We start from the raw sequence: 26,706 nt of genomic DNA on the forward strand, positions 1-26,706 counted from the left end.
CGATCGGCTGCGCGGTCGTGGCGATCGCGCTGATCAAGGTACGCCTGGTCGGCCTGCACTTCATGGAATTGCGCAACGCCCCGGCGGCCCTCCGCGGCGCCTTCGAGGCCTACGTCGCGGCCACCGGCGCCACTCTGCTCGCTCTCTACCTGATCCTCTGAAGGCCCCGCGTCTCATGAGGGCCCCGCGTCTCAGCGCACATTCGGTGCATGCGGGCCTGCAGTCGTGTTTTGCGTGCTGCCGATTCGATTCGCTGACTTCCACCAGCGGCTCGAAATTCGCTGCTCAGCGGAGTCGCACCTCAGCATGGCCGCACTCGTGTACAGAAAGAACGGCAGAACGCCTTTAAGTGACCAATGCGCCAAGATGTCGGTCGCGCACTCGGACCTTTCCAACGTCGGTCGATCAATGCCGATTCGGCATCAGCGGTGGCCGTATCGGCATTGGTGATATTCGATGACTTCCTCAATACTTTTCCCAGTGACTCCGTTGCGAGAGAGGAGTCCATGAAAAGCGGAGGTGAAAAAAATGAAGAAGCAGCACTCCTGGTAAAATGATCGACCGCTCCGGCTTCCCTTCGCCCGCGTCGGAGCGGTCGCCCACCCCACGCAAATATCCGCCATCGCGAGAAACGGGATCGATCACCTTGCGGGCTCCACGTCCTTCGGTGCCGGCACCAGTGCGCCATTCCGCGTTCGGAAATCTCTGGTCCGCCACCACTCTGGCCGCCCTGGGCGGTACCATCTCGCGGTGGCTCTGCTGTTGGCCGCGATCGAAGTCCTGGATACGGACGCCATCCAAAGTGCCATCCTGTCGGCCGTGATCTGGCTTGCGAGCCTGTTCCTGGCCATATCGGCCGGTTCCTTCGCCGACCGAGCGGGATATCACCGCAGGCTCTTGGCCGGCGCCAATCTCCTGCGGATCGTCATCCTGAGTGGCGTGCCGATCGCAACAGCGTTCGGCGTACTTTCGCTCATGCAACTGGCCGTCATCGGCCTGTGTTCGGTGCTGTCGAACGTCAGCGAGAACGGTCTGTTCGCCACCACCCTGCCGTCCGAGCTCTACGTGGCCGGGCAGGCGGCCTCCTACACGGGCCGGACCGTCGCGATCCTGGCCAGACCTCATGTCGGTGGATTGCTGGTCCAGCTGGCGGGGGTGCCGGCAGCGGTCGGCGTGGATGCCGCCACCGCCGTCGCGGCGAGTCTGCGGAGGTCCGTGGAATCGGCGACATACGGCGCGAGTTTGACCGGGTAGATCAGGAGCTCGGATTTTCAGCGAGAGACCTCAATGAGTGCTTGGCGAGATTTTGGGAAGTAATTAACTTCGGGGCTCGCAACATAATATTTGACGACTGGGAGTCTGGGCGGGCAACCGTGCACCCAGAATTCGTGGAAGCGTACAGGCGAAGAAGAGTCGAGCTGAAACTGCCACCCAACGCCTGGGGTTCGTGCGACTTCCAGACAGTCATGCATATGGTTGCAGGAGGGTACTCTTCTTCTTTCCTGGTGAGGCGTCCAAGAATTCCCCAATGCGAGATGTTCGTATTTCCTTGGCTGGCTCATTTCGCACTCCAGACTCGCGCTCCTATGTGGATCTTTCGGGAGCTGGTTACGTAGCCTCGAGGTTTCGTGACGGCCCGCCGCCGGAGTTGGTGGACTGTTTTCGTGTCGTGGTCTGAGGCTGTGCAGGCCGAAGACCTGAGTGTCGTCTGGGGTGACGCCGGGTTGCACTGCTCCGGATGGTGTGGTGCTGTTGCAGGGACGGGAAATCTGCTGGTCAGCCAGGGGCAGATAGTTGCCTGAGCCGGTCGAGGGCTACGGTGATGTGGCTGGTCCAGGGCCAGTGCCGGGCCAGGCGGAGGATCCGTCGGCGGCCGGTGGTCACGAGTTGCCCGCCCGTGGTGAACAGGCGGAGCCGAAGTCGGCGGGGCTCTCAGCACCTGGCCTTGCCGGTCAGGGCGAGCATCGGCATCCAGGCCAGCAGGTCGAGAGCGATCTGCACGATCTCCAGCCAGATCCGGTTCTGGGCCGTGTGGTCCAGAGGGGGATTGCGCAGGCCAGTGGCCCGGGCGGCGCGGATGCGGTCCTCGGCCCGGGTCCGCAGCCGGTGACGGAGTTCGAGTTCCGCGATCGGCCGGCCCGAGGTATTGGTGGCGAAGCAGGTCAGCCGCATGCCGTCCGCATCCGTGAGCCGCAACTGGGCCCCGGGGTGCGGTCGTTCCTTCCTGACGATCAGCCGCATGCCTTCCGGCCAGCCGTCCAGAACGTCGCCGGTGATTTCAGCGGCCCAGGCGCCGTCGCGTATCTCACCGTCGGCCTCGACGGCCGCAGTCCAGGCCGATGCCGGAACCTTCAGCACATGCTGGTGGATCGACTCGGTGATCACCATGCCGATCGAGTAGGACAGCCACCGTCCCAGCTGAGCGAGCCAGGCGACGAAGTCGTGGGTGCCGCCCGCGGAGTCAGTGCGGATCAGGGTCCGGCGCCCGGCCCAATACTTCTTGGGCAGCTGGGCCAGCGCCAGTTGGGCGGCGGTGATGTGGTCGGTGGCCGTGTTCGATCCCGCGTTGCCCGGCCTGAGCAGGGCCACGACCGGTTCACCCGTGCCGCCCGGTCCATGGTCGACGAATCCCATCAGCGGGTGGTGGCCGTAGGTCCGCTTCCACGTGAATGTGGCGTCCTCCTTGTCCGAGTGCGCGATCACCAGCACCCGTCGAGGTCCACGGTCACCATCCCGCCCGCATCAGGCGCTTCCCGATCGGCCAACCGCCAGACATGTCGGCAGACTTCAGCCCGTGCGGCACGGATGGCCGCAGGGCCTTCTCCTCGGAGGATGCCAGGGTGTCGATGAGGCGGGAGAGCGTCGGGTAGGAGGCCACCGGCCCGAACACGGCCGGCTCGGCCCGCAGCATGGCGACATCCGCGGGGCAGTCCCCGCCCCGCGCGACCGCCAGGGCCACGTCCAGCAGGATCTTGCCCGGGTTGTGCACCGCCCGAGCCCTCCGCCACGGCGTCAGTGCCGCTGATGCCGCGGTGTCCAGGCCCGCCTTGCGGACGGTCTCGACCAGCCGCACGTCCCCGGCCTGCGAGACCACCGCCCGGCCGCCGCCCTCAATGCGGACACGCGGGTACGACCCGATACGCTTCTTCACCTGGAAAATACTGCTTTCCCTGCAGCCAAACAGGTCCCTAGACAAGCCCGATCGTTGCAGCTCAGGGGCACTCTCTGCTCATTTGATCGAGCTTCGGACACCGCGCCTCGTGAAAGCGCAAGGTCAGGGCGCATAGCAGAGCAGGTACGGGCTCCGTGATCATTGTGGTGTCTAATCCGGATGATCACGAGGAGGCTCGTGCCTGCTGCTGCATCCTGTCCCATCCCTGCCGTGCTGGTGAACTGGGGCCGCTGGACACCGGCCGGATCGACGACCTGCGTCCCTACTCCGACTCGGTGTCCGACCCGCGCGTACGGCGGGGCCGGTGGTACTCACTTACAGCGATCCTGCTGGTGTGTGCCTGCGGGGTCGTCTCGGGCGCGAGGAGTATCGATGAGGTCGCCGAGTGGGGGCAGCGTGCTTCGAACGCACTACTGACAGTCATCGGGATCCGCCGCCATCCGCTGAGATGGCGGCGCACTCCGGCGTCGGCCACGATCGGCCGTGTGCTGGGGGCCGTTGACGGTGACGCCCTGGACCGGGCGGTCGGCCCTACCTGGCCGACCGGCACTGCGCCACCATCGAACCCGCCCTGACGCCGTCGCCCTCCGCGTCCAAACCGTCGCGCGCGATCGCTGTCGAAGGCAAAGCACTCAAGGGATCAGCCCGTCTCACCACGACGCGCCGGCATCTGCTCTCCGCGGTCACTCACGGCACCGTCGTGACCTTCGCCCAGGTGGAGGCCGGCGCGAAGACGAACGAAACCACGCACTTCCAACCGCTCCTGGCACCGCTGGACCTGACCGGCACCGTCGTCACCTTCGACGCCCTGCACTTGGTCAAGGCGCACATCTCCTGGCTGGTCGAAACCAAGAAGGCCCACTACATCGCCGTGATCAAGACCAACCAACCCACCGCTCACGCCCAACTCGCCGCCCTGCCCTGGCAGTACATCGCAGTCCAGCACACCGCCTCCGGAGCCGGACACGTACGCCGTCAGTCCCGCTCGATCAAGACCTGCGCCATCGCCGGCAACCTCGGCGGAATCGCCTTGCCCCACGCCCGCCTGGCCATCCGCGTCCACCACCGCCGCAAGCCCACCGCAAGCGCGGGACCCGCGAGAGTGTCTACGCCGTCACCAGCCTCGACGCCCACCGAGCCGGTCCCGCCGACCTGGCCGCCGCGATCCGCGGGCAGTGGGGAGTGGAGAACTCCTCGCACCACATCAGGGACGTCACCCTCGCTGAGGAAGTCTCCACCGTTCACACCGGAACCGCACCACGGGCCATGGCCACCCTCCGCAACCTCGCCATCGGCGCGCTGAAAACCCTCGGAGCCGACAACATCGCCGAGATCTCCCGGGCGATCCGCGACGAGCCCCAACGAGCACTCCCCATCCTGGGCATCACCAACGACCCGGACACGAACGGAACTTGATCAAGCCCTGGCCAAGGAGGCGGCTAATGTTCTACCTTCGTAGCCGACGCACTCGGCCAGCCCGCCCGCGTCAGCATCCCCAGCGGGCGGCTCCGAGCGGAGCGGGCGCCCTCAGGGCCGTCGCGGCTGCTGCACCACGATCACCTGGGCCGCCGCGAGGAGTGCCGCCGGCCGATCGGCACCGGACTTGCCGCATGCCTCGGTCGGCGCCTCGGTCCCGCGGCACGTCCGCACATCCGCCGGGCACCGGTCAGTAATGGAGAAGCGTTACGCTTCTTCCCCCGGCTAGCGTGGCGGCGATCGACCAGCACCCCGCGCAGCGGACGGAGACGGGTTTGAGCATGGCCAGAGAGACCGAGAAGACGACGTCCACGCCGCACGTGGCCGACAGCCACGGCCTGATCCGCGTACACGGCGCGCGGGAGAACAACCTCAAGGACGTCAGCATCGAGATCCCGAAGCGCCGGCTGACGGTCTTCACCGGAGTCTCCGGCTCGGGCAAGAGCTCGCTGGTGTTCGACACCATCGCCGCCGAGTCGCAGCGGCTGATCAACGAGACCTACCCCGCCTTCGTCCAGGGCTTCATGCCCAACCTGGCCCGTCCCGAGGTCGACGTCCTCGAAGGGCTGACCACCGCGATCATCGTCGACCAGCAGCGGATGGGCGGCGACCCGCGCTCCACCGTCGGCACCGCCACCGACGCCAACGCCCTGTTGCGCATCCTCTTCAGTCGCCTCGGCAAACCGCACATCGGCTCGCCCAAGGCGTTCTCCTTCAACATCGCCTCGATCAGCGGCGCGGGCGCCGTCACCGTCGAACGCGCCGGCCAGAAGGTGAAGGAGCGGCGCAGCTTCAGCATCACCGGGGGCATGTGCCCGCGCTGCGAGGGCCGGGGTGCCGTCACCGACCTCGACCTCGCGCAGCTCTACGACGAGAACCTGTCCCTCAACGAGGGCGCGATCACCGTCCCCGGCTACAAGGGCGGCGGCTGGAACTCCCGCCTCTACATCGAGTCCGGCTTCTTCGACCCGGACAAACCGATCAGCAAGTTCACCAAGAAGGAGCTGCAGGACTTCCTGCACCGGGAGCCGACCCGGATGAAGATCGCGGGCATCAACATGACCTACGAAGGTCTGATCCCGCGCATCCAGAAGTCGATGCTCTCCAAGGACAAGGAGTCGATGCAGCCGCACATCCGCGAGTTCGTGGAGCGGGCGGTCACCTTCGCCACCTGCCCCGACTGCGACGGCACCCGGCTGAGCGAGGGCGCCCGCTCCTCGAAGATCGACGGCATCAGCATCGCCGACGCCTGCGCGATGCAGATCAGCGACCTCGCCGAGTGGGTGCGCGGCCTCGGTGAACCGTCGGTGGCGCCGCTCCTCGCCACGCTCCGGCACACGCTCGAGTCGTTCGTGGAGATCGGCCTCGGCTACCTCTCGCTCGACCGGCCGGCCGGCACCCTGTCGGGCGGCGAGGCGCAGCGCACCAAGATGATCCGCCACCTCGGCTCCTCGCTCACCGACGTCACCTACGTCTTCGACGAGCCCACCACCGGACTGCACCCGCACGACATCCAGCGCATGAACGGCCTGCTGCTGCGGCTGCGCGACAAGGGCAACACCGTGCTCGTCGTGGAGCACAAGCCGGAGGTCATCGCCATCGCCGACCACGTCGTCGACCTCGGCCCCGGCGCCGGGGCGGGCGGCGGCACGGTCTGCTTCGAGGGCACCGTCGAGGCCCTGCGGACCGGCGGCACCATCACCGGCCGCCACTTCGACGACCGGGCCGCCCTCAAGGACGCGGTCCGCAGGCCCACCGGCACGCTGGAGATCCGCGGCGCGAGCACCCACAACCTCCAGGGCGTCGACGTCGACATCCCGCTCGGCGTCCTCGCCGTCGTGACCGGTGTCGCGGGCTCCGGCAAGAGCTCCCTGGTGCACGGCTCGATCCCGGCCGGCGCCGGGGTGGTCTCCGTCGACCAGGGCGCCATCCGCGGCTCCCGGCGCAGCAACCCGGCGACGTACACCGGGCTGCTCGAGCCGATCCGCAAGGCCTTCGCCAAGGAGAACGGTGTCAAGCCGGCCCTCTTCAGCTCCAACTCCGAGGGCGCCTGCCCCACCTGCAACGGTGCCGGCGTGATCTACACCGACCTGGCGATGATGGCCGGCGTGGCCACCACCTGCGAGGACTGCGACGGGAAGCGGTTCGAGGCGTCCGTCCTCGAATACCGTCTCGGCGGCCGGGACATCAGCGAGGTGCTCGCGATGCCGGTGACCGAGGCCGAGGAGTTCTTCGCCGCGGGCGAGGCGCACACCCCGGCCGCGCACCGCATCCTCCAGCGGCTCACGGACGTCGGTCTCGGCTACCTCACCATCGGCCAGCCCCTCACCACCCTGTCCGGCGGTGAGCGCCAGCGCCTCAAGCTGGCGACGCACATGGCCGACAAGGGCGGCGTGTACGTCCTCGACGAGCCGACCGCGGGTCTGCACCTCGCCGACGTCGAGCAGCTCCTCGGGCTGCTGGACCGGCTGGTCGACTCCGGCAAGTCGGTCATCGTCGTCGAGCACCACCAGGCGGTCATGGCCCACGCCGACTGGATCATCGACCTCGGCCCGGGGGCCGGTCACGACGGCGGCCGGATCGTCTTCGAGGGCACCCCGGCCGACCTGGTGGCGGCCCGCTCCACGCTCACCGCACAGCACCTCGCGGAGTACGTCGGCGCCTGAGCCGGGCCACCGTCCTGAGGAGAGCGAGGTCTCCTCAGGACGGACCCCGGTGAGGTTTGAACATTCAAACGTCAGTGGTTAGGCTGCGCGCATGACCACGACGCCACGCTGGCTGAACCCCGAGGAGCGACGGGCGTGGCTCGCCTACGTCCAGTTCTCCACGCACCTGTCGGACCACCTGAACCGCCAGCTGCGGCGCGACGCGGGGATGACCCACGCCGACTACACGCTCCTCGCCAACCTGTCCTCGGTCGAGGACCACAGCCTGACCATGTCCGAGCTGGCCGAACGACTGAAGATCACCCGAAGCCGGCTCACCCACGCCGTGACCCGCCTCCAGGAGGCCGGCTACGTCGACCGCCGCGAGGACCCCGTCAATCGCCGCACCCAGCACGCGGTCCTCACCCCGGCCGGGATGAGCCTCCTGGAGCGTGCGGCCCCCGGCCATGTCGAGGCGGTGCGCCGAGCCGTCTTCGACGCCCTCACCCCCGAGCAGGTGACCCAGTTCGCCGCCATCGGCGAGGCCGTCAACACCGCCCTCCAGCGCATGGACGCCGACAGCGGCGCACAGGAGGCACTGCCCTGGCGGCGCCGCTGACGCGCAGCCCACCGCTCCCGTGAGCCCGGCAGGCCCGGGGCCCGCCGTGGACGACGAATCCGCAGCGGGCCCCGGGCCGGTGGCCGGTGTCGGCCGGAGGCCGGTCAGGCCTCGTCGTGGCCCTCCGGGGCCAGCAGGATCGCCGTGTTGGTGCGGTGCGCGACGGCGTCGCTCACCCGCGGGTCGAACAGCGCCTCGACGGAGCTGCGGTGGTGGGGGCTCAGGACGATGAGATCGGCCGCGAACTCCTCGGCGGTGTCGGCGATGGCGGTCGCGACCTGGGTGGTCAGCCCTCTGACCAGGGTCCCCTCCGCCTTGACGTCCTGCTCGCGCAGGGCGGTCAGCGCCTCGTCGAGGACCGCCCTGGCCTCGGCGTCCTCCTCCAGGGGCACGACCGCGGCGACGGAGGCGGCGGAGGCGATGACGTGTACGACGCGGACCTCGGCGTTCGTCAGCCGGGCCAGCTCGCCGGCCAGCCGTACGGCGGAGCGGCGGGCGGGGCTGGGATCGACGGCGACCAGGATGCGCTGGAACACGGACACTCTGTTTTCCCTTCCGGGGGCCTGGAAGGTCTACTCGGTGGTCAGGGACGCCGGATCGCGGCGTGACGGGTCGGCGCGTCCGGCGCCGACCGAGTTCTTCCAGCCCCACCATGTGATCATCCCACCCCCCATCGGTGCGAGGGACGGCGGCCCGTGTAACAGCCACTGAACTGCCGCGAGCCGGTCGGCATCGAACGTGCGGTCGACCGCCGGACGTACCCGTGGCCCCTCACTGCATGACGTCGACGAGGTGAGGCACGACGCGGGTCAGCCGGGTCACGCCCCACAGGATCAGACCGGCCCCGGCCACCTCGGGCAGCAGCCACCACCCGGTGCGGACCGACTCGTCGAACAGGGTGACGCCCAGCAGCAGACTCACCGCCGCGTCGCCGATCGTCAGCGCGGGCTGGGAGGCGACGAGCGGACCCGCCTGCAGCGAGTTCTCCAGGAGCAGCAGCGCCGCGATCCCGGTGAGCGCGAAGCCGTAGGTCTGCCAGGTGGTGAGGAACGCGGCCAGGCCGTCGTCGGCGAGACGGCCGGTGGCCGACTTCATGAGCGCGGCGGTCAGTGCGTTGCCGATCGCCGCCCCCGTCGCCAGGGCCGCCGCACGGAACAGCGCCGACGACGAGGAGCGTACGAGCAGCACGGTGACGGCGATGGCGCCCAGGGTGAGAGCGAGGACCGGGATCCAGCGCTGCATGGACGCCTGCTGCCGGCCTCCGGACGGGGCCGCCGAGGCGAGCAGCAGGGCAAGGCCGGCCACCACCACGGCGATCGTCCGCCATCCCTCCGGGCTCGGCCGTCGATGCATCAGCGGCACGGCGATCAGCAGCGCGAACGGCAGCTCCAGCATGAACAGCGGCTGGACCAGCGCCATCGGCCCGTTGACCAGGGCGAGCGCCTGGAAGACCGCGGCCCCCGCCACTCCGGCGATACCGAGGGCCCAGGCCGGCCGCCGCACGAGCACCAGCAGCAGGCGTACTCCGCTGCGGCCGGGCACGGTGGACGCGGCCTTGCGCTGGAAGGCCGTGCCCGCCGCATTGCTGACGGCACCCAGGACGGCGAAGAGCACGGCGAGCACCATCATGATTCCAGCATGCCCTCTGCGTCCCGCCCGCTCAGCCCCGGAGCGTCCGCCGCCGCCGGTCCGAGGCGGGCGCTACGGCCGGAGCACGATCTTGCCCCGGGCGTGCCCCCGTTCCAGGTCACGGAAGGCGTCCCGTACCTGTTCCAGCGGGTAGACGCGGGCGACGGGCACCTCCAGCTCGCCCCGGGCGGCGAGCCGCGCGAGTTCACCCACCACGACCGCGGCCGCCGCCGAGCCCTCACCGTAGGTCCGGGCGCCGACGCGCGCCGCGGCCGGCCAGTCGCGGATGGTGTTGATCCGTTCGGGCCGTACGCCCAGGTCCACGGCCATGTCCACATAGCCGTCGCCGAAGGTGTCGATGAACGCGTCGACGTTCCTGCCCCCGGCGGCCTTCCGGATCCTGTCGGCCGCCCCCTCCCCGTAGACGACCGGGACGACGCCGTGGGCCCGCAACCAGGCGTGGTTCGCCTTGCTCGCCAGCCCGACGACGGTGGCACCGCGCCGCCGCGCCAGCTGCACGGCGAGTGCCCCCACGCCCCCGGCCGCGCCGGACACCACGACGGTCTCCTCCGGCCGGGGGTCCACCGCGAACACGGTCGCGTACGCGGTGGTGCCGGCCACGTACAGCGATCCGGCCACCTCCCAGGGCAGTCCCTCGGGACGGGACACCAGATTCACGTCCTCGGCCACGACGTACTCCGCGTGACTCGCCCTGCCGTGGGTGAAGCCGAGGACCTCGTCGCCCACCGCGAAGCCGCGCACCTCGGGGCCGGCCGTCACCACGACGCCGGCCAGATCGCTGCCCTGCCCGGAGGGGAACGTCGCGGGCCAGCGCCCGTGCCGGGCCCCCTCGCGGATCATCACCTCACCCGGCTGGATCCCGGCCGCGCGGACCTCGACCAGCACCTGTCCGGGGCCCGGCACCGGCCGCTCGACCTCCTCCACCCGCAGCACATCGATCCCGCCGTACGCGTGGAACCGCACCGCCTTCATCGCGTGATCACCGTTCTTCCTCGCTGGGAGAAGCCCTGGCCGACGAGCCGCCGGCCGGTCCACGCCGGCCACGGCTCCGCGTTCAACGACCCGGCGGCGCGACTCTCTTCCCGGGAGCGGACCCGAAGCTCGTCAAGTCGCGGGCGATTCAGGTGAGTTGCCGTCGAGGAGGTCACCGGTCAGGAACCCCGCGCGATGAACGCGCCGGACCCGAGCGCGAGCCGGGCGGCCGGCCCCGGGTCGGTGATCTGCGCGAAGAGGCCGAAATCGCCTGGGGGACCGTGCACGGAGTGCCGCGAGGCCACCGCGCAGGAACAGGGCCGGCCGGCATCCCCGCGCGTGACGCAGGTCACCGCGTCGTGTGAGCCGGTCCGGGAATGCGCGCTCGCCGTATTCCGCTGCAACGTTCTTGGGGGTGGACTGGGCAACGGCGCTCGGTGCGGTCGGCCACGGAAGGTGAAGAAACCATTCGCTTCCGTGCGGCCACCCCTCCCGAACGCACCGTCCCCGAAAGGTTCCCCCGCTCATCATGCCTCTGGCTCTGCTGGCCCTTGCCGTCGTCACCTTCGGCATCGGCACCACCGAGTTCGCCACCATGGGCCTGCTGCCCCAGATCGCGGACGGCGTCGGAGTGTCGGTACCGCACGCCGGCAACCTCGTCTCGGCCTACGCCCTGGGTGTCGTCGTCGGCGCCCCCCTGCTGACCGGCATCGGCGCCCGCGTGCCGCACAAGCGGCTGCTGCTCCTGCTGACCGGGCTCTTCGTGGTGGGCAACACGGCGTCCGCCCTCGCCCCGAACTTCGGCCTGCTGTTCGCCGCCCGCTTCCTGGCCGGACTGCCGCACGGCGCCCTCTTCGGCGTGGGCGCCGTCGTCGCCTCCCGGCTGGTGGCCGCCGACCGCGCGGCACGCGCGGTTTCCCGGGTCTTCCTCGGCCTCACCATCGCCAACATCGTCGGCGTCCCCGCCGGCACCGCCCTCGGCCAGCACCTGGGCTGGCGGTACGCCTACTGCGCAGTCGCCGTCATCGGCCTCGTGGCGCTCCTCGCCCTCGCCCTGCTCGTACCCCACCAGCCGCGCGGCCCGCAGGCGGGCATCCGGCAGGAGATGCGCGCGATGGGCAACCGGCAGGTCTTCATCGGCCTGGCCACCGCCGTCGTCGGGTTCGGCGGCTTCTTCGCCGTCTACAGCTATCTCGTCCCCATGCTGACGCACCTGACGGGCCTCTCCGACTCGTCGACCACCTGGGTCCTCGCCCTCTACGGCGTCGGCATGACCCTCGGCACCCTGGTCGCCGGCCCCCTCACCGACCGCGCCCTGCGCCCCACCCTGTACGCCGGGATCATCCTGCTGGGCGCCGCGCTCGTGACGTTCTACTTCACCGTCCACAGCACGGTGCCGGCCCTGCTGACGGTCACCTTCCTCGGCGCGATGGGCGCGCTCATCACCACCCCCGTCCAGATGCTGCTGATGCTCAACGCGAAGGACGCCCCGACGATGGCGGCGGCCTCCAACCACTCCGCCTTCAACATGGCCAACGCGGCCGGCGCCTGGCTCGGCGGTCTGGTCATCTCGGCGGGCTGGGGCTGGGCCGCGCCCACCCTGGTCGGCGCGCTCCTCGCGGCGGCCGGCCTGGGGCTGGCCGTCACCGGCGGTGTACTGGACCGCGGCAACCGCCCCTCGAAGGTGGTCACCGGCCAGGAGGCCACGGAGCCGCCCCGGCCCACCGCACCCGCCCAGGGCGTGACCGAGCCGAACCGAAGCTGACCTCGCTTGCTCTTCCCCCCGGTGCGTGATCGGATGGCGGCAGCATCGCGTGCCGGTGACGGTCTGCGTCAGGCATGGAGGTGCGGAAGCGAAGGGGCCGCCATCCGTGGCTTCCCGTGACGGCGACCGTGCGGTCGCCCTGAGCCGGCAACTCGCGCGAGCGCACGAGGAACTGCGTCGCCGGATCCGTGAGATCAGAACAGGTCTGGGACACCGTCGGTGGGACGACGAGGCGCTGCTCACCCACTGCCTGGCGTTCTGCGACGCGCTGACCTCGCACCATCAGGGCGAGGACGACGCGATGTTCTCCCAACTGCTCCGGGAGCGCCCGGATCTCGCGCCGACGATCGCGAACCTCGTCGAGGACCACGGGCTGATCACCTCGATCCTGTCCCGGGTGAGGGAACTCGCCGACAGGGCCGCCGAACCGCGTGGTTCCACCCTGGCGGCGATCGACCGTGAACTCGACGGACTGGCGGCGATCATGGAATCCCACTTCAGGTACGAGGAGCGGACGATCAGCGCGGCGCTCGACGACGGAACACCCGACAGCGACTGGCCCGACATGGTGTTCGGGTTCGGTACGACATGACCGCACGCCCGGCCGGAGCAGCAGGCCGAACTCGGTCAGCCGGCCTCGGCCTCCGCGACCAGTGCGTCGATCGCCCCGCGCAGCGCGGCCAGTTCGGCCGGGGCGGGGTCGGCCGGTTCGTGCGGCACCAGGGCAGCGGGGTTGACCACGGCGGTGGTGCCCTCGGGACCGGGGGCACCCGCGGGGCGGGCAAGCAGCGCGCCGACGTCGGGCAGCGGCTCGCCGAGGCCGTCGCCGAGGCGCCGCAGGGCGGCCGCGAGCGGAGGCGGAGGGAAGGGGAAGTCCGCGGGCAGCAGCCCGGCCTGCAGGGTGTGGTCGTCGCCGCGGAAGTCCAGGACCCACTCCTCCCAGCCCGGCAGCGGCCAGTCGTGGATCCCGGCCACGGTCTGCACCGCCCACAGCGAGACGGTGCGGGCCTGCGGGTCGAAGTGGACGCCGCCGTACGGCATGTCGGTGAGCACGGGCGTGGCCGACGACGCGGCGAGCAGGTCGATCAGCCGGGGACCGGCGGCGAGGTGCTCGACGGGCTCCCAGTCGCTGCCCCACGCGCGGACGCTTCCGTCGGGCAGCCGCAGGGAGGCGACGGAGCAGGGGTCGGCGTACTCGCCGGCCGCGAACCCGGAGGGCTCGAAGGTCTCGAACCAGCCCGGCGTACGGGTCAGGTCCCTGCCGAGGCCCAGGTGGTGGGTCAGGTCACCCATGCCGTCGTGCGCGAAGCGAACGTCCCAGCCGGGCCATGTCCGGGCCAGTACGGCGCGGGCGGCGAGGTGGTCGGCCCAGCTGTCCGCGAAGGCGAACCAGAGCAGGGTCCGGCGGTCGTGGTCGACGAGTGCCGCGCCCTCGCACCACACGTCGTCGAGCCATTCGTCGATCTCCCGGTTGGCGCGGAAGCAGCGCGTCGCCGCGACCGGGCCGGGCAGCAGGTCCTGAGCCACCCGGTTCGCGGCCCAGTGCGAGTAGTACCGCTGCCAGGCGCCGTTCTCGACCACCACGTACTGCGCTCGTGCTCCCATGATCAGCGAGGCTACGCCCGCTGTACGACGGGCGCCGAACGAATTTCGGGTGACCGGCTCGGGCCGGTCACCCGGGGCGGACCGGGCTCGTGCCGCCCTCTTCTCGCTGCCCGGCCCGGGGCGCCGCGCCGGACGCGACGCCACCGCATGCCTTCCTGCGGCGGCGCGGTCGGGCCGTGTCCCGCGGGGGATCAGGCCGGCCGTTCGCGGAGCTCCACGAGCGTCGACGCGGTCAGCGGAAGCGGTGCGCCGGCCGGGTCGACCAGGACGACCGTGCAGGTCGCGGCGTGGGCGAGCGCGGTGGTGAGGCTGCCGTCGGCGAACTGGGCGAGCGGCCCGCGCGGTGAGCGGCCGACGGCGACGGCACGGGCACGGACCTCGGCGGCATGGCGGGCGAGGACGCGGCCTGCGGCGGCGTGGTCGCCGACGCTGTCCAGGATCTGGCCGGTGGCGGCGAACCCCTGGGCGGCGAGCCGGTCGAGATGGGCGACGACCGCGGCCCGTGCCTCTTCGGGGGTCTCGGTGTCCGCCGCCGACTCCTCGACGACGGCAGTCCGCCGGACGTGCACCACCTCCAACGGGCTGCCGGTGTCCCGCGCGAGCCGGGCGGCGGCGTCCACGATGGCGGCGGCCCGCCCGTGGGCGCCGACGGCCACGACGACCGGGCCCGGGCCGGGCGCGGCCTGCCGCCCGACGGGCGTGAGGACCGGGACGGCCGGCTCGCCTCCGGACAGCCGGCCCTCCGCGTCCCGCAGCAGCCGGTGCCCGCTGGCCAGTACCGGGATCGCGAGCAGGAAGGTGCCGGCGCCCAGGTAGAACGGCACGCTCAGGTCGGTCGCGTCGGCCAGCTTCCCGGCGACGTACGGGGCCAGGCCGCCGCCGATGAACCGCAGGAAGCCGTAGGCGGAGGAGGCGACGGGACGCTCGACCGGCGAGACGACCATCACCGCCTGTGTGGTGAGCGTGTTGTTGACGCCGATGAAGATGCCGCTGACGATCACGGCGACGATGACGACGGTCGGCGTGCCGACGCCCGCGGCGATGACGGCCATCACCGCGCCGAGACCGACCAGGTTGGCGTACAGCACGGGTGCGGTGCCGAAGCGGGCCTGCAGCCGCGGCGCGAAGAAGACGCTGAACGCGGCCACCAGCAGCCCCCAGCCGGTGAAGACGAGGCCCAGCTGATGGGCGTTCAGCTCCATCGGATAGGGCGCGTAGCCGAGCATCGTGAAGAAGCCCCAGTTGTACAGCAGCGCCATGATGCCCATGGTCAGCAGTCCGCGGTGACGCAACGCCGTGATCGGCGCCAGCGGCGAGGTACGGCGCTCCGGCCTGGGCAGCGCCGGCACGAAGGCGAGCGTCGCGACGAGCGCGATCGCCATCAGGACGGCGACGCCGAAGAACGGCCCCCGCCAGCTGATGCCGCCCAACTCGCCGCCCAGCAGCGGGCCGACGGCTATCCCCAGGCCGAGGGCGGTCTCGTAGAGGATGATCGCCCCGGCGAATCCGCCGCTCGCAGAGGCGACGATGACGGCCAGCGAAGTGGCGATGAACAGGGCGTTGCCCAGCCCCCACCCGGCCCGGAAGCCGACGATGCCGTTGATCGAGCCGGAGGCGCCGGCGAGCGCTGCGAACACGACGATGATCGCGAGACCGGTGACGAGGGTGCGCTTGGCGCCGATCCGGCTGGACACCCAGCCGACGATCAGCATCGCGACGGCGGTCACGATCAGGTAGCTGCTGAACAGGAGCGAGACCTGACTGGGCGAGGCGTGCAGGCTCTCGGCCAGCGCGGGCAGGATCGGGTCCACCAGGCCGATGCCCATGAACGAGATCACGCAGGCGAAGGCCACGGCCCACACGGCCTTCGGCTGCCTGAAGGGGCTCGCGGCCCTCTGGTGCGGTGCACTCATCAACGGTCCTCTCTCCGGATGCGGACGGACGGGACGGACGGACGGGACGGACGGCGTGACCGGACGGGACGGACGGCGTGGATGGCCGGACGGTGCGGACGGGAGGGTTGCGGAAGGGCGTCGCCTCTGGCGGCGCGCAGGTTCGCAGACGCCTCAGTCGCGTGCCCGGCGCTCCTCGATCGCGCGGGCCAGGGCGGGCAGGGCCAGCCGTACGGCCCGTTGTTCGGGCCCGGTCAGTTCCGCGACCAGTTCCTGAAGGGCACGGGTGCGTTCGGCGCGGCGCTGCCGGAAGACCTCGAGGCCGGTCGCCGTGATCTCCACGAGGACCCCCCGGCCGTCGGTGCTGTCGGCGTTGCGCGCCACCAGCCCGGCGCGCTCCAGCCGGCCGATGAGCTGGGTCATCCCCGGCTGTGAGACGCCTTCGGCGCGGGCCAGTTCGGTCAGTCGCAGCGGACCCTCCCGGCCCAGCCGCGCCAGGGCCGAGGAGGCCGCGGTGCTCAGGCCGCCGGCGGTGGCGCTGTGCCGTACATGCCGTACCAACTGCTCGACGGCGAGCATCAGTTGCTCCGGTGCCCCGGCGAGACCCTCCTCGCCGCCCGGTCGGCCGTCGGCGGCCCCTTCTTCGACCCGGTCGTCCATAACCGCATTATGCATCTAGATGTACTGTGAAACAAAGGGTGCGGGAGGGGCTTCCCCCTGCGGGGGCGGTCCGGGTGGCCGTCACAGGTCGACGCGCACCCCCAGCCCTCGCGCCCGTGCCACGTCGTAGGCCACCCGGACCGCCGCGACGTCCAGCGCGGCGTGCCCGGTGGACTTGAAGACGGTGAGGGCCCCTGGGTCACCGTCCCGCCCCGGGTGGTCGCCGGCGAGGACGGAGCCGAGGAGGGTGACGGGATGTCCCGGGGGCAGGTCCTGGAGTTCGTGGGCACCCGCAGGCGGCGGCGATCCGGCGGCGCCGGTCCACTCGGCGAACAGGGCCGCGTCCCGGACCGTGCCGGGATCCAGTTCGGGCCCGTGTGAGCCGCCGACCGAGGAGACGTGCGCGCCGGGGGAGAGCCACTCCCTGCGGACGACGGGAGCGGTGGCGCCGGTGCAGCAGAACACCACGTCGGCCGTGCGCACCGCGTCCTCGATGCCCGTGGCGACCCGCGCACCCGGGAACAGCGCGGCCGCCGCACCCGCCCGCACCGGGTCACGGCCGGCCACGGTGACCTCCGCCTGGGGCCGGACGGCGGCGAGCAGTGCCAACTGGGCCCGCGCCTGCGCCCCCGTCCCCACCACCGCCACCCGTCCGAGACCGGGCCGGGCGGCCAGGGCCAGCGCACTCCGCGTGGCGGACGCCGCCGTCCGGACCTCGGTCAGCGACTCGGCGTCCACCAGCGCGAGAGCCCGCCCGTCGTGCTCGTCGAACAGCACCACCAGCCCGCGGTGGAAACTCCGTCCGGGGTGCTCCGGATCGGCGGTCACGGTCACCAGCTTCGCGGCCAGGCCCAGCCCGCCGACGTACCCGGGCATCGCGCCGAGCAGGCCGGCCGGCGTCAGGGCGGCGATCCGCGGCGGAACGGAGGCCTCGCCACGGGCGACGGCGACGAGCGCGCGGCCCACCGCGTCGAGCACGGCGGCCGGCTCCAGCGCGGCGGCCGTCTGCCGGCGGTCCAGCACCAGCACACCGCTCACCGGCCCGCCTCCGCTCCGTCGGCGGTCAGCGCCGCCACCAGTTCATCGGTGGCCGCGCACAACTCCCGCTCCACGGCGGCCAGTTTCGGGCTGTCGAACTCGGCCTCCGGCCCGACGACCGTCAGCGCGCACACCGGCGCCCCCGGGGCGGGCACGACCGCCCGGCTGACGGAGGCCACCAGCTTGTCGTTACGGCCGTGCTCCACGGCGACCCCCGTCCGTGCCACCTCGGCCAGCTCCCGCGTGATGTCGACGTCGTCCTCGGACAGCCTGCCCAACCACCGTGTCCGCGCCTCCGGTTCGAGCGCGGCGACCAGGGCCAGCGGCCCGGCGAACCGTCGTACCGGCAGCAGTTCGCCCTGCAGATGGCTGATCATGGCGAGCCGTTCGGGCCTGACCACGTCGATGACACGGCCGCCGCCCTCCTCCAGCACCTGGAGGTTGACCATCATCGAGGTCGCGGCCGACAACCGCTCCAGCACCGGACGGGCCAGCACGGTCAGCGAGTTGCCCGCGGCCGACGCGGACATCCGCAGCACGGCGGCGCCCGGCAGGTACCGGTCACCGGCCCGCAGCACCCAGCCCCGCCGGACCAGGTCCAGCAGGATGCGGTACGCGGTGGCGCGGTGCAGCCCCACCTCGGCCGCGAGATCGGTCAGGCGCACCGGGTGGGGCGCGCGCGAGACGGCCTCGACCAGGTCGAGGGCCTTGTCCACGGCCGACCGGGGCGGCCCCGGGGCGACGGGTGCGTCGGGCATGACGGCGGCTCTTCCCTCTCGTCCCGGCGCCGCGACGGCCGCGGCCCGGGGCGTCCTGTCCGGTACGGGCCCTTGCGGCGGTCCACCGGCTGCCCAGTACAGTTACCTGGATTTTCATTCCACGATACAAGTGTTACGTACCGCGTAACAAACCCAGCGGACCGAAGGGTGACCATGACCGACCTGCCCCCGGGCGCCCCGACCCCCTGGGCGGCACCGCCCGCCGGAACCGTCACGGTCTACCGCGGCGCCACCCTCTTCGACGGCACCGGCGGCCCGCTCCGGCCGAACACCACGATCGTCACCGACGGCGCCCGCCTGCACACCGTCGCCGGCGACGCCGACCCGCTGCCCCCGCACGCCGCCGACGCCCCGCAGATCGACCTCGACGGACGGTTCGTCGTCCCCGGCCTCATCGACACCCACCAGCACCTGGCCACCCCGCCCGACCGCCCCGTCGCCGAAGCGGTGCTCCGCCGCCTGGCGCACAGCGGCATCACCGCCGTCCGCGACATGGCCGACGACCTGCGCCACATCGGCGACCTCGCCCGTGCCACCCTGGTCGGCGAGATCCCCGGCCCCGACATCCGCTACGCCGCCCTCATGGCCGGGCCCTCCTTCTTCGACGACCCCCGCACCCACGAGGTGTCCCGCGGTGCCGTACCCGGCGCCGTCCCCTGGATGCAGGCCGTCACCCCCGACACCGACCTGCCGATCGCCGTCGCCCTCGCCCGCGGCACCCACGCCGCCGCGATCAAGATCTACGCCGACCTGGACGCCGCGACCGTCGCCGCCGTCACCGCCGAGGCGCACCGCCAGGGCATCGCCGTCTGGGCACACGCCACCGTCTTCCCGGCCGCGCCCGGCGAGGTCGTCGCGGCCGGTGTCGACAGCGTCTCCCATGTCACCCTGCTGGCCTTCGAGGACCCCACCGAGCCGCTGAGCAGCTACAAGACCAAGCCGCCGGTCGATCACGACCGTTTCGCCGCGGGCGACGACCCGCAACTGGCCGCCCTCTTCGCCGAGATGCGCCGCCGCGGCACGGTCCTGGACGCCACCGCGTCCATGTGGACCAGCGACGAACTCCGGGGCGACACCGCCGAGTCCACCGAACGGGCCGCCCGCAACGCCGAGTTGGCCGCCGCCGTCACCGCGCAGGCTTACCGCGCCGGAGTCGACGTCTGCACCGGCACCGACCACGAGACCGACCCCGGCGACCCCTTCCCCGCCCTGTACGGCGAACTCGCCTTCCTCGTCGACCGCTGCGGCATCCCCGCCGCCGACGTCCTGCGGTCGGCCACCCTCGTCGGCGCCCGCGCCGCCGGCACCGAGGCGGACATGGGCACCGTCGAACCCGGCAAGCTCGCCAACTTCGCCGTCCTGGAGGAGAACCCCCTCCACGACATCGGCAACCTGCGCACCGTCACGCACACCGTCAGGCGCGGACACCGTTTCGACCGCGCCGAGTTCGAGAAGGAAGCCCAGTGACCGACACCGCCGGTGGCCGCCCCGTGATCGTCAACGCCCTGGGGCAGCTCGACAACCCCAACGCTCCGGCCGCCCGGGCCGCCGCGACCCAGCTCAACCCCTCCAGCGCCCAGCTCGCGGTCGACGCCCGCGCCATCGCCGACGCCCACGCCTCCGGCCTGACCGCGGTGAACATCACCCTCGGTTACACCATGGGCGACCTGCCACCGTACGAGCACACCCTCGAGGAGATCGCCGTCTGGGACCGGATCATCGAGGCACACCCCGCCGACCTGCTCAAGGTCCGCACCACCGCCGACATCCACCGCGCCCACCGAGAGGGACGGATCGGCGTCGTCTACGGCTTCCAGAACGCCGTCGCCGTCGGCGAGGATCCCGCCCTCGTCGACGGCCGGGTCGCGACCTTCGCGAACGCCGGCGTCCGCGTCGTACAGCTCACCTACAACCAGGCCAACCACCTCGGCGACGGTTCCATGGCCCCCGCCAACCGCGGCCTGACCCCCTTCGGCCGGCAGGTCGTCGAGGCGCTCAACGACCACCGACTGATGGTCGACCTCTCCCACAGCGGCGAACGCACCTGCCTGGACGCCACCCGGCACTCCCGGCAGCCCGTCTCCGTCAACCACACCGGATGCCGCGCCCTGGCCGATCTGCCGCGCAACAAGACCGACGAAGAGCTCCGCCTGGTCGCGGACCGGGACGGGTTCGTCGGCATCTACTTCATGCCCTTCCTCAACCTCACCGGGCAGGCCACCGCCGCCGACGTCGTCGACCACATCGTGCACGCGGTCGACGTCTGCGGAGAGGACCACGTCGGCATCGGCACCGACGGCACCGTCACCGCCGTCGACGACCTCGACGTCTACCGCGCCGTCCTCGCCGAACACGTGGCAGCCCGCCGGGCGGCCGGCGTCGGAGCGGCCGGTGAGCGGGCCGACACCTACCCCTTCGTCGTCGACCTGCGCGGCGTCGACCAGTTCCGCGACCTGATCCGCCTCCTGGAGAAGCGCGGCTACCGATCCGAGCGCATCGAGAAGATCCTCGGCCGCAACTTCCTCGACTACACCGACCGGGTCTGGACGGCCTGACGGGCGGCGCGAGCGTCAGCCGCCCGCCGACGGCAGGTCGGCTGCGACGGCCGCCCCGTCCCCGCCGGGCCCCGGCGCGGCCTTTGCGCCGCCGCGCCGCGCCGGGATCGCGCAGGGTGCCGAACAGCAGCCGGCCCAGCACCGGCCCAGCACGCCTGCTCCGCGAGGTGTGCGCGGTCCTGCGGGCCGGCCCGGCCGAAGGCCGCACCGTCAGGGAACTCGCCCGCACGGTCGGCGCCGGAGACCGCACCCTCTCCCGGCTCTTCCGCCGCGTCTTCGGCCGCACCCCGGGCTCCCACCGCGACGGCCCCTGAGCCCCAGGTGCCCCGGTCCCGGCCGGGCGGGGCGACGGCCCACCCGCCGCCCCGCCCGGCCCGCGCTCACTGGCCGGGCGCGAGGACGTACGTGTTCAGGGTGCCCACCGTGGTCAGCGGCGTGGGCGACCCGGTGTCGTACCGGTCCACGGCCACGTAGTTCGGCTTCTTCCGGGCGGCGGGGGTGCAGAAGTTCTGCGCCCGGTTGAGGATCTTGCCGTTGTCGGTGGCGGCGGTGCCGGCGATGGGATAGTCCCGGAAGTGGTTCATCACGAACAGCGGGTGGAAGGCGGACGAGTCCGTGGTCAGCGGTCTGTCGGTGCCCCATCGGCTGTAGCAGGACCAGTCGGAGGCGCCGAGACCGGCGCCCATGGACCAGTAGTTCTCCACGGTCCACTCACGCTGGTACATCACACCGAACGTGTCGCGGGTGGCGTACCCGTTGGCGGTGTCGCTCGCCCGGGTCCGGTCGCTGAAGACCAGCAACTGCTTGCCGCGGGCCGCGAGGTCGGCCATCGTGGGCCAGCCCTTGGTGGCGACGCCCTCCTGGTCGGGCCGGTACAGCACGTCGTACAGCCCGTTGACGGAGGCGAGGGAGGACTTCAGTACGTCGGAGGAGGCGTAGTCCTCCAGGAACACGGTGGCGAACTGGCCGGGGTTGGCCTTGAGGAAGTCCACGATGCGCTGGAGGTCGGTGGCGAGCGGGACCGGGTTGCTCACGCCGTCGCAGCTGTTGTGGCACAGCACGGCCTGCCCGGAGACCGTGTAGTCGTCGAGCATGAAGCCCCGCACGCCGTCGGACAGCTGTCGGCTGATCCCGTAGTTCTGGTTGGGGAACAGGCTGACCGGGAAGGACGCGAAGTTGCCGTCCGAGCCGTTGGCGAAGGCGTTGTGGGCGGTCAGGAACGTGACCTGGTCGAGGGTGCGGGTGTCGGCGGAGGGCATCGCGGTGGTGGCGTAGGAGACCGGCGTCAGAAACCAGCGGGCGAGGTCGCCGGAGGAGCCGACCTGCACGGCGCCGGAGTCCGAGGCGGAGCCGGTGAGGTACTGCGAGGTGCCGGGGACGGTGACGGAGTAGGTGCTGCCGACGCCGGCGGTGATCGTCCAGGTGGTGCCGTCCGCACCGCAGGCGGCCGTGACCGCGGCGGTGCCGCTGCGTCCCAGGCAGGTGCCGGACTCGTCGGCGTTCTGGAGCTGGTAGCCACCACCGACCGCGACGGCGGTCCACTGCTGGTGGTCTTCGTTGCCCTTCGGATTGTGCGCGGAAACGGTGCCGCCGCTGTCGGCGGCGTTGAGACCGGTGACGTAGTTCTGGAGGTAGACCGAGGAGGCGGGGACCGCGGCCGCCGCGCTGCCCGGGAGGAACGCGGGCGCCGACAGGGCGAGGACGGCGGAACAGCACAGGACGCGCAAGGGGCGCAGACGCACGGGATATCCCTTCGCTGTGACACGAGTTGCCGAAGGTGGCAGAGCCATGACTTACCCGCTGGTAGGTGTGGAGCGCCAGTGCTGTCGCCTGAATTCCGCATCGGACAAACCGACTTGACGCTCCGTCACCATGACCTGGGTCGCGGCCCGCGCCCGGATGATGCGCCTGGGGCCCGGGTGAGAGAAAGTAGGAGGTGGTGGGACGGGGCGGACGCGCGGTATCGGCGACCGCCGCCCCGTCGCAGCCGTGACCTGCTCCGTCGTCCGGAAAGAGGCAGTCATGACAGGATCAGAGGCCGAGGCCGAGAGGGAGATCCTCGGGCGCATCACGGAAATGATCAGCCAGGAGAAGGACCTGCGTGACCGCCTGGCGCAGGAGGAGATCGACGGGTCGACCGAGCACGCCCGCCTGGCCCGCCTGGAGGCGGAACTCGACCAGTGCTGGGACCTGCTGCGCCAGCGCCGCGCCAGGATCGCGGCCGGTCAGGACCCCGGTGAGGCCGACGTCCGTCCGGCGTCCCAGGTGGAGGGCTACCTGTCCTGAGCCCCGCATTGGCCTGACGTTCCAGACCCGACGTTGCAGGCCTGACGTTCCAGGCCCGACGTTCCAGGCCCGACGTTCCAGGAGGGCGGCCCCCGCGCCGGGCCGCCCTTCGCGCCGTCGTGCGGGGCTTGCCCGCCGTCCGGCGGTACGACGTCCGCACGCACCGCGGACCGGCAGGGACTGGACTCGTCGCTCCCCGGCACCGATCGTGGCGGTATGAACGATCACCGCACGGCCCCCGCCGCCTCCGCCGTTCCCACCGAACCCGCCCCCGCCCGCGGACCCGGGGCACCGGCGCCGGGCGATGCCACCGGCGAGGCGGTGGCCGCGCCCGGGACGGCCGGGCACCAGGAGGCCGAGGCGATCCGCCTCTTCCGGGAACGGGTCGGCCTCGCCGCGCTGATCGACGTCCACACCCACTTCATGCCCGAGCGGGTCCTGCACAAGGTCTGGAACTACTTCGACACGAACGGACCGCTGATCGGCAACCTCCAGTGGCCGATCACCTACCGGAAGGAGGAGGCCGAACGCACCGCTCTCCTGAGGGAGTTCGGCGTGCGGTCCTTCACCTCGATGCTGTACCCCCACAAGCCCGGCATGGCGGCCTGGCTGAACGCCTGGGCCGCCGACTTCGCCGCCCGTACCCCCGACTGCCTGCACACGGCGACCCTCTTCCCCGAGCCGGGCGTCGAGACGTACGTCCGGTCGGGCGTCGAGGCGGGCGCCCGGGTGTTCAAGGCACACGTCCAGGTGGGCGGGTACGACCCGGCCGACGAACTCCTCGACGCGGTCTGGGGACTGCTGGCCGACGCGGGGATCCCCGTCGTGATCCACTGCGGGTCCGGTCCCGCTCCCGGCAAGCACACCGGCCCCGGTCCGGTCGCGCGGGTACTGGCCCGCCATCCGAGGCTGCGGCTCGTCATCGCGCACATGGGGATGCCGGAGTACGAGGAGTTCGCCGGCCTCGCCGAGCGGTACGGGGAGGTGCGGCTGGACACCACGATGGCGTTCACGGACTTCACCGAGCGGTTCATGCCGTTCCCGCCCCGGGCGCTGCCCCGGATCGCCGCTCTGGGCGACCGGGTCCTGCTCGGCACCGACTTCCCCAACATCCCGTACCCCTACGTGCACCAGCTCCACGCCCTGGAGCGGCTGGAGCTCGGCGATGAGTGGCTGCGGGCGGTGTGCCACGACAATGCGGCGCGCCTGTTCGGGCTGTGACCGTCATCCGTCCCTGAACGGGCGCCGTGCCCAACTGCTGGGCCCACACAGGCGATTGACGGGGCGATCGGGGTGCTGCTTCACTGGTCCAGTGGCTGAGCCACCGGACCCTGAAGTCGCTGAACCAGTGGGCCGCTAGACCAGCGAGCCGCTGCACCACTTTCCGAAGCCTGGGAGATCCTCCGTGGCCGTCGAGAGCATTCCGCGTCGAACCGTGGTCGACCTGCTTGAAGCGCGGCTGCGTGAGGACATCCTCAGCGGTACGCACGGACCCGGGTCCCTGCTGCCCCCCGAGCGGGAGCTGGCTGCCGGGTACGGGGTCACCCGCACGACGTTGAAGCACGCGCTCACGCGGCTGGAGCAGGCCGGACTGCTGAGCACCCGGCACGGCATCGGCACACGCGTCCTGGACTACCTGCGGATCGGTGGCGCCGACCTGCTTCCCATGCTGGCGGCACAGGACCCCACGTGGCTCCGGGAGGTCTTCGAGGTACGCCGGCACATCGGCACCCTGATCGCCGGCCGCGCGGCCGACCGGCGCACGGACCGGCAGGCCCGGCGGCTGGAACACCTGCTGCGCGAGGTCGGGGACGGCCCGGACGCCGACGCCGTCCAGCTCGCCGATGTGGAAGTGCACCGCGAGCTGGCGCGGGCCACGGGCAACCGGGTCTACCTGCTCCTCACGAACACACTGTTCAACGCCTATCTTCCGGTCCGGGCCGCGCTGCGGGCGCCGTTCGAGGACGCGGCGCGGGCGGCGGACCGCCTCGCGCCGGTGGTGGGGGCCGTGGTCGGCCGGGACGTCGCGGAGGCGCGGCGCGCGGCGGAGACCTATCTGGCCGACACCGAGAAGATCATGCTCGGTTCGCTGAGCAGTCCTCGCGGACGGCCGCCCGCCGACAGTCCTCGGTAGCAGCCCTCCTCGAGCGCGGCTCCGGTCATGCACACGCGGAAGCCCGCTCACCTCGAACGGGCCTGTATGTCATGTCCTGGACAAGCATGGACCGAGCCGGGCCCATCCCCCCTATGACAGCCGCCCGTTCACCGTGGACGCGGCGGCGACCGACAACACAAGGAGCATGGTGAACAGATCAAGCAGGAGACGCGGCGTCCTCATCGGCGCGATGCTGTCCGCGGTCATCGGCGGCTCCGTCCAGCCGGCGGTCGCGGCGCCGGTGCGGGACGCGGGGGACCGGGCCACGACGGTCCGGACATCTCCGGTGTGGTCGACCGAACAGCAGATCGCGCGGGCGCTGGCCGCCTCGCTGCGCGACCGGGGGTGGCGCGACGAGGTCCGTGCGGCCGCGCTCGGCACCGAGGACGTGGACCTCCAGGCCCTGGCGGGCGGCACCGCCGAGCCCGAGGGCGGGAAACTCCTCGCCTCCCTCTCCGCCGCGGACCGTCGCATCGCGGGCCTGAAGGGCCTGCCCGCGTCGACCGGGTCGCTGCTGCGCCTCCGGCTGGCCGCACCGTCCATGCGCTCGCGCCTGGATGCCGCAGCCACCCCCTGGATCGCCGTCGCCGCGGCCGACGACGACGCCAGGAACATCACGGCGTACGACAGCCGCGGCCAGGCCCACTCCGTCGGCACCGCGCACGTTCCCGACCGCCCGCTGTACCTCCTGGACATCGACGTCACCAAGGCCCACCGGGCCGGCCTGAAGGTGCTGCAGAAGGCCTTCGCGGACAAGGGCCTGACCTCCCTCCCGTCGAAGGCGGCGAACAGCGCCCGCGCCGCGAGCCCGGCCGGCTGGTGGGCGACCAAGATCACGGCCGTCGAGGTGAACGACGACCAGGAGCCCTGGTTCAAGGGCGCGGCCGAGATGTTCTCGCTGGTGACCGGCTTCGGCCAGGACGGCACGGCACGCGTCGACTCGGTCGACATGCCCTACCTGGACTACGACGGCACCGTCTACTACCCGAACCAGATCCTGGTCAACTGGTCCAACTACAAGTACAACCTGGCCGACGTCGTCATGATGGAGGACGACGACGGCACCAACTACCGTGCGCTGGCGCAGGCGATCACCACGGCGCTGCTCACCGTGACCGACCAGGGCACCTACATCCCACTGGTGAACGCGGTCCTGAGCGCCATCCCCGACAGCTGGTTCACCGACGACCCCGACTACGTGGAGTCCTGGTACACCCTCGCCCAGAACTCCTCGGGCCGGCTGAACGGCGCCTCGGGCAACGGCTGGATGACCGTAGAGCCCTACTTCGTCGAAGAGTTCTAGACCCGGACTTCGCACATGGGGTTTCAGGTGTCCAGCCAGCGTGGGCGGGTTTCGTCGATGCCGAGTAACTCGAGGAGGTGGGCTTGAACCCCGCGGTTGATCAGAATGGTTGGCGGGTCGGTGGCGGTTTTGGC

Annotated in this window: 25 protein-coding genes and 1 pseudogene; 15 read left to right on the forward strand and 11 right to left on the reverse strand. The window is 71.5% G+C overall.

Translation table 11 applies throughout. From position 1 onward, the window contains the following. Positions 1 to 17 precede the first annotated feature (17 nt). Positions 18 to 161 carry a cytochrome C oxidase subunit IV family protein gene (locus JF597_RS43700; protein WP_294009930.1) on the forward strand — a complete coding sequence of 48 codons (144 nt, stop codon included), beginning with the start codon at positions 18 to 20 and terminating at the stop codon, positions 159 to 161. A gap of 589 nt (positions 162 to 750) precedes the next feature. After that, positions 751 to 1,254, forward strand: coding sequence for a hypothetical protein (locus tag JF597_RS43705; RefSeq protein ID WP_294009883.1), 504 nt, complete (start codon positions 751 to 753; stop codon positions 1,252 to 1,254). Between the two features lie 522 nt (positions 1,255 to 1,776). Here JF597_RS43705 and JF597_RS43710 read toward each other — a convergent pair. Further along, positions 1,777 to 3,151: pseudogene (locus tag JF597_RS43710) on the reverse strand (IS1380 family transposase). A gap of 296 nt (positions 3,152 to 3,447) precedes the next feature. On the opposite strand from JF597_RS43710, the gene JF597_RS43715 reads away from it, so the two are divergent. Further along, positions 3,448 to 3,747 (forward strand): transposase family protein, encoded by a 300-nt coding sequence (locus JF597_RS43715; protein WP_294009933.1) that lies wholly within the window; start codon positions 3,448 to 3,450, stop codon positions 3,745 to 3,747. A gap of 65 nt (positions 3,748 to 3,812) precedes the next feature. Here JF597_RS43715 and JF597_RS55805 read toward each other — a convergent pair whose 3' ends face one another. Further along, positions 3,813 to 4,238 (reverse strand): hypothetical protein, encoded by a 426-nt coding sequence (locus tag JF597_RS55805; protein WP_366916525.1) that lies wholly within the window; start codon positions 4,236 to 4,238, stop codon positions 3,813 to 3,815. A 116-nt stretch (positions 4,239 to 4,354) separates the two neighbouring features. On the opposite strand from JF597_RS55805, the gene JF597_RS43725 reads away from it, so the two are divergent. From JF597_RS43725 to JF597_RS43735, 3 genes are all read left to right on the forward strand, one after another. Continuing rightward, entirely contained in the window at positions 4,355 to 4,588 is a 234-nt protein-coding gene (locus JF597_RS43725; RefSeq protein ID WP_294009942.1) for a hypothetical protein, read from the forward strand. 341 nt (positions 4,589 to 4,929) lie between these two features. After that, positions 4,930 to 7,314 (forward strand): excinuclease ABC subunit UvrA, encoded by a 2,385-nt coding sequence (locus JF597_RS43730; protein WP_294009886.1) that lies wholly within the window; start codon positions 4,930 to 4,932, stop codon positions 7,312 to 7,314. A 91-nt stretch (positions 7,315 to 7,405) separates the two neighbouring features. Next, positions 7,406 to 7,912 carry a MarR family transcriptional regulator gene (locus JF597_RS43735; RefSeq protein ID WP_294009889.1) on the forward strand — a complete coding sequence of 169 codons (507 nt, stop codon included), beginning with the start codon at positions 7,406 to 7,408 and terminating at the stop codon, positions 7,910 to 7,912. Positions 7,913 to 8,016: 104 nt separating this feature from the next. Here JF597_RS43735 and JF597_RS43740 read toward each other — a convergent pair whose 3' ends face one another. The 3 genes from JF597_RS43740 to JF597_RS43750 form a co-directional block, all read right to left on the reverse strand. Continuing rightward, entirely contained in the window at positions 8,017 to 8,454 is a 438-nt protein-coding gene (locus JF597_RS43740) for a universal stress protein (RefSeq protein WP_366916526.1), read from the reverse strand. 229 nt (positions 8,455 to 8,683) lie between these two features. Next, positions 8,684 to 9,541, reverse strand: a complete 858-nt coding sequence (locus tag JF597_RS43745) for a DMT family transporter (protein ID WP_294009891.1) — start codon at positions 9,539 to 9,541, stop codon at positions 8,684 to 8,686. 72 nt (positions 9,542 to 9,613) lie between these two features. Further along, positions 9,614 to 10,534, reverse strand: a complete 921-nt coding sequence (locus tag JF597_RS43750) for an NADP-dependent oxidoreductase (RefSeq protein ID WP_294009893.1) — start codon at positions 10,532 to 10,534, stop codon at positions 9,614 to 9,616. Positions 10,535 to 11,063: 529 nt separating this feature from the next. On the opposite strand from JF597_RS43750, the gene JF597_RS43755 reads away from it, so the two are divergent. Further along, positions 11,064 to 12,299 carry an MFS transporter gene (locus tag JF597_RS43755; RefSeq protein ID WP_294009896.1) on the forward strand — a complete coding sequence of 412 codons (1,236 nt, stop codon included), beginning with the start codon at positions 11,064 to 11,066 and terminating at the stop codon, positions 12,297 to 12,299. Between the two features lie 106 nt (positions 12,300 to 12,405). Then, a complete protein-coding gene (locus tag JF597_RS43760; RefSeq protein WP_294009899.1) occupies positions 12,406 to 12,891 on the forward strand; it encodes a hemerythrin domain-containing protein in 486 nt (161 codons plus the stop codon). Between the two features lie 35 nt (positions 12,892 to 12,926). On the opposite strand, the gene JF597_RS43765 is transcribed toward JF597_RS43760, so the two are convergent. The 5 genes from JF597_RS43765 to JF597_RS43785 form a co-directional block, all read right to left on the reverse strand. Beyond that, a complete protein-coding gene (locus JF597_RS43765; RefSeq protein ID WP_294009901.1) occupies positions 12,927 to 13,904 on the reverse strand; it encodes a hypothetical protein in 978 nt (325 codons plus the stop codon). Between the two features lie 191 nt (positions 13,905 to 14,095). Continuing rightward, positions 14,096 to 15,817, reverse strand: a complete 1,722-nt coding sequence (locus JF597_RS43770; protein ID WP_294009904.1) for an MFS transporter — start codon at positions 15,815 to 15,817, stop codon at positions 14,096 to 14,098. A 153-nt stretch (positions 15,818 to 15,970) separates the two neighbouring features. Beyond that, positions 15,971 to 16,375: a MarR family transcriptional regulator gene (locus JF597_RS43775; protein WP_294009938.1), complete on the reverse strand. Its 405-nt coding sequence runs from the start codon at positions 16,373 to 16,375 to the stop codon at positions 15,971 to 15,973. 162 nt (positions 16,376 to 16,537) lie between these two features. After that, positions 16,538 to 17,494 (reverse strand): NAD(P)-binding domain-containing protein, encoded by a 957-nt coding sequence (locus tag JF597_RS43780; protein ID WP_294009907.1) that lies wholly within the window; start codon positions 17,492 to 17,494, stop codon positions 16,538 to 16,540. Next, positions 17,491 to 18,252: a helix-turn-helix domain-containing protein gene (locus JF597_RS43785; RefSeq protein WP_294009909.1), complete on the reverse strand. Its 762-nt coding sequence runs from the start codon at positions 18,250 to 18,252 to the stop codon at positions 17,491 to 17,493. The genes JF597_RS43780 and JF597_RS43785 overlap by 4 nt, the downstream gene beginning before the upstream one ends. Before the next feature lie 174 nt (positions 18,253 to 18,426). Between JF597_RS43785 and JF597_RS43790 the strand changes: the two genes are divergently transcribed. From JF597_RS43790 to JF597_RS43800, 3 genes are all read left to right on the forward strand, one after another. Further along, complete coding sequence (locus JF597_RS43790) at positions 18,427 to 19,740, forward strand: amidohydrolase family protein (protein WP_294009912.1); 1,314 nt, start codon at positions 18,427 to 18,429, stop codon at positions 19,738 to 19,740. Continuing rightward, the gene (locus tag JF597_RS43795) at positions 19,737 to 20,828 is read left to right on the forward strand and encodes a membrane dipeptidase (protein WP_294009915.1); all 1,092 of its coding nucleotides are present in this window, start codon (positions 19,737 to 19,739) and stop codon (positions 20,826 to 20,828) included. Before JF597_RS43790 ends, JF597_RS43795 begins: the two co-directional genes overlap by 4 nt. A gap of 116 nt (positions 20,829 to 20,944) precedes the next feature. Next, positions 20,945 to 21,142, forward strand: a complete 198-nt coding sequence (locus JF597_RS43800) for a hypothetical protein (protein WP_366916527.1) — start codon at positions 20,945 to 20,947, stop codon at positions 21,140 to 21,142. A gap of 66 nt (positions 21,143 to 21,208) precedes the next feature. Here the strand turns inward: JF597_RS43800 and JF597_RS43805 are convergent, their stop codons facing one another. Next, a complete protein-coding gene (locus tag JF597_RS43805) occupies positions 21,209 to 22,564 on the reverse strand; it encodes an RICIN domain-containing protein (RefSeq protein ID WP_294009940.1) in 1,356 nt (451 codons plus the stop codon). Positions 22,565 to 22,850: 286 nt separating this feature from the next. On the opposite strand from JF597_RS43805, the gene JF597_RS43810 reads away from it, so the two are divergent. From JF597_RS43810 to JF597_RS43825, 4 genes are all read left to right on the forward strand, one after another. Next, positions 22,851 to 23,114, forward strand: coding sequence for a DUF2630 family protein (locus tag JF597_RS43810; RefSeq protein WP_294009918.1), 264 nt, complete (start codon positions 22,851 to 22,853; stop codon positions 23,112 to 23,114). 216 nt (positions 23,115 to 23,330) lie between these two features. Beyond that, complete coding sequence (locus tag JF597_RS43815) at positions 23,331 to 24,335, forward strand: amidohydrolase family protein (RefSeq protein WP_294009921.1); 1,005 nt, start codon at positions 23,331 to 23,333, stop codon at positions 24,333 to 24,335. Positions 24,336 to 24,519: 184 nt separating this feature from the next. Then, positions 24,520 to 25,248 (forward strand): GntR family transcriptional regulator, encoded by a 729-nt coding sequence (locus JF597_RS43820; RefSeq protein WP_294009924.1) that lies wholly within the window; start codon positions 24,520 to 24,522, stop codon positions 25,246 to 25,248. Positions 25,249 to 25,414: 166 nt separating this feature from the next. Beyond that, positions 25,415 to 26,572 (forward strand): DUF3103 family protein, encoded by a 1,158-nt coding sequence (locus JF597_RS43825; RefSeq protein ID WP_294009927.1) that lies wholly within the window; start codon positions 25,415 to 25,417, stop codon positions 26,570 to 26,572. The last annotated feature ends 134 nt before the right edge of the window (positions 26,573 to 26,706 follow it).

Origin of the sequence: Streptomyces sp. (assembly GCF_019510245.1) — a bacterium.
Classification (GTDB): Bacteria; Actinomycetota; Actinomycetes; order Streptomycetales; family Streptomycetaceae; genus Streptomyces.

Coding starts and splice junctions, on each gene's coding strand:
- JF597_RS43730 (WP_294009886.1), top strand. CDS start 4,930: ATGGCCAGAGAGACCGAGAAGACGACGTCCACGCCGCACGTGGCCGAC.
- JF597_RS43735 (WP_294009889.1), top strand. CDS start 7,406: ATGACCACGACGCCACGCTGGCTGAACCCCGAGGAGCGACGGGCGTGG.
- JF597_RS43745 (WP_294009891.1), bottom strand. CDS start 9,541: ATGATGGTGCTCGCCGTGCTCTTCGCCGTCCTGGGTGCCGTCAGCAAT.
- JF597_RS43750 (WP_294009893.1), bottom strand. CDS start 10,534: ATGAAGGCGGTGCGGTTCCACGCGTACGGCGGGATCGATGTGCTGCGG.
- JF597_RS43755 (WP_294009896.1), top strand. CDS start 11,064: ATGCCTCTGGCTCTGCTGGCCCTTGCCGTCGTCACCTTCGGCATCGGC.
- JF597_RS43765 (WP_294009901.1), bottom strand. CDS start 13,904: ATGGGAGCACGAGCGCAGTACGTGGTGGTCGAGAACGGCGCCTGGCAG.
- JF597_RS43770 (WP_294009904.1), bottom strand. CDS start 15,817: ATGAGTGCACCGCACCAGAGGGCCGCGAGCCCCTTCAGGCAGCCGAAG.
- JF597_RS43775 (WP_294009938.1), bottom strand. CDS start 16,375: ATGCTCGCCGTCGAGCAGTTGGTACGGCATGTACGGCACAGCGCCACC.
- JF597_RS43785 (WP_294009909.1), bottom strand. CDS start 18,252: ATGCCCGACGCACCCGTCGCCCCGGGGCCGCCCCGGTCGGCCGTGGAC.
- JF597_RS43790 (WP_294009912.1), top strand. CDS start 18,427: ATGACCGACCTGCCCCCGGGCGCCCCGACCCCCTGGGCGGCACCGCCC.
- JF597_RS43810 (WP_294009918.1), top strand. CDS start 22,851: ATGACAGGATCAGAGGCCGAGGCCGAGAGGGAGATCCTCGGGCGCATC.
- JF597_RS43815 (WP_294009921.1), top strand. CDS start 23,331: ATGAACGATCACCGCACGGCCCCCGCCGCCTCCGCCGTTCCCACCGAA.
- JF597_RS43825 (WP_294009927.1), top strand. CDS start 25,415: ATGGTGAACAGATCAAGCAGGAGACGCGGCGTCCTCATCGGCGCGATG.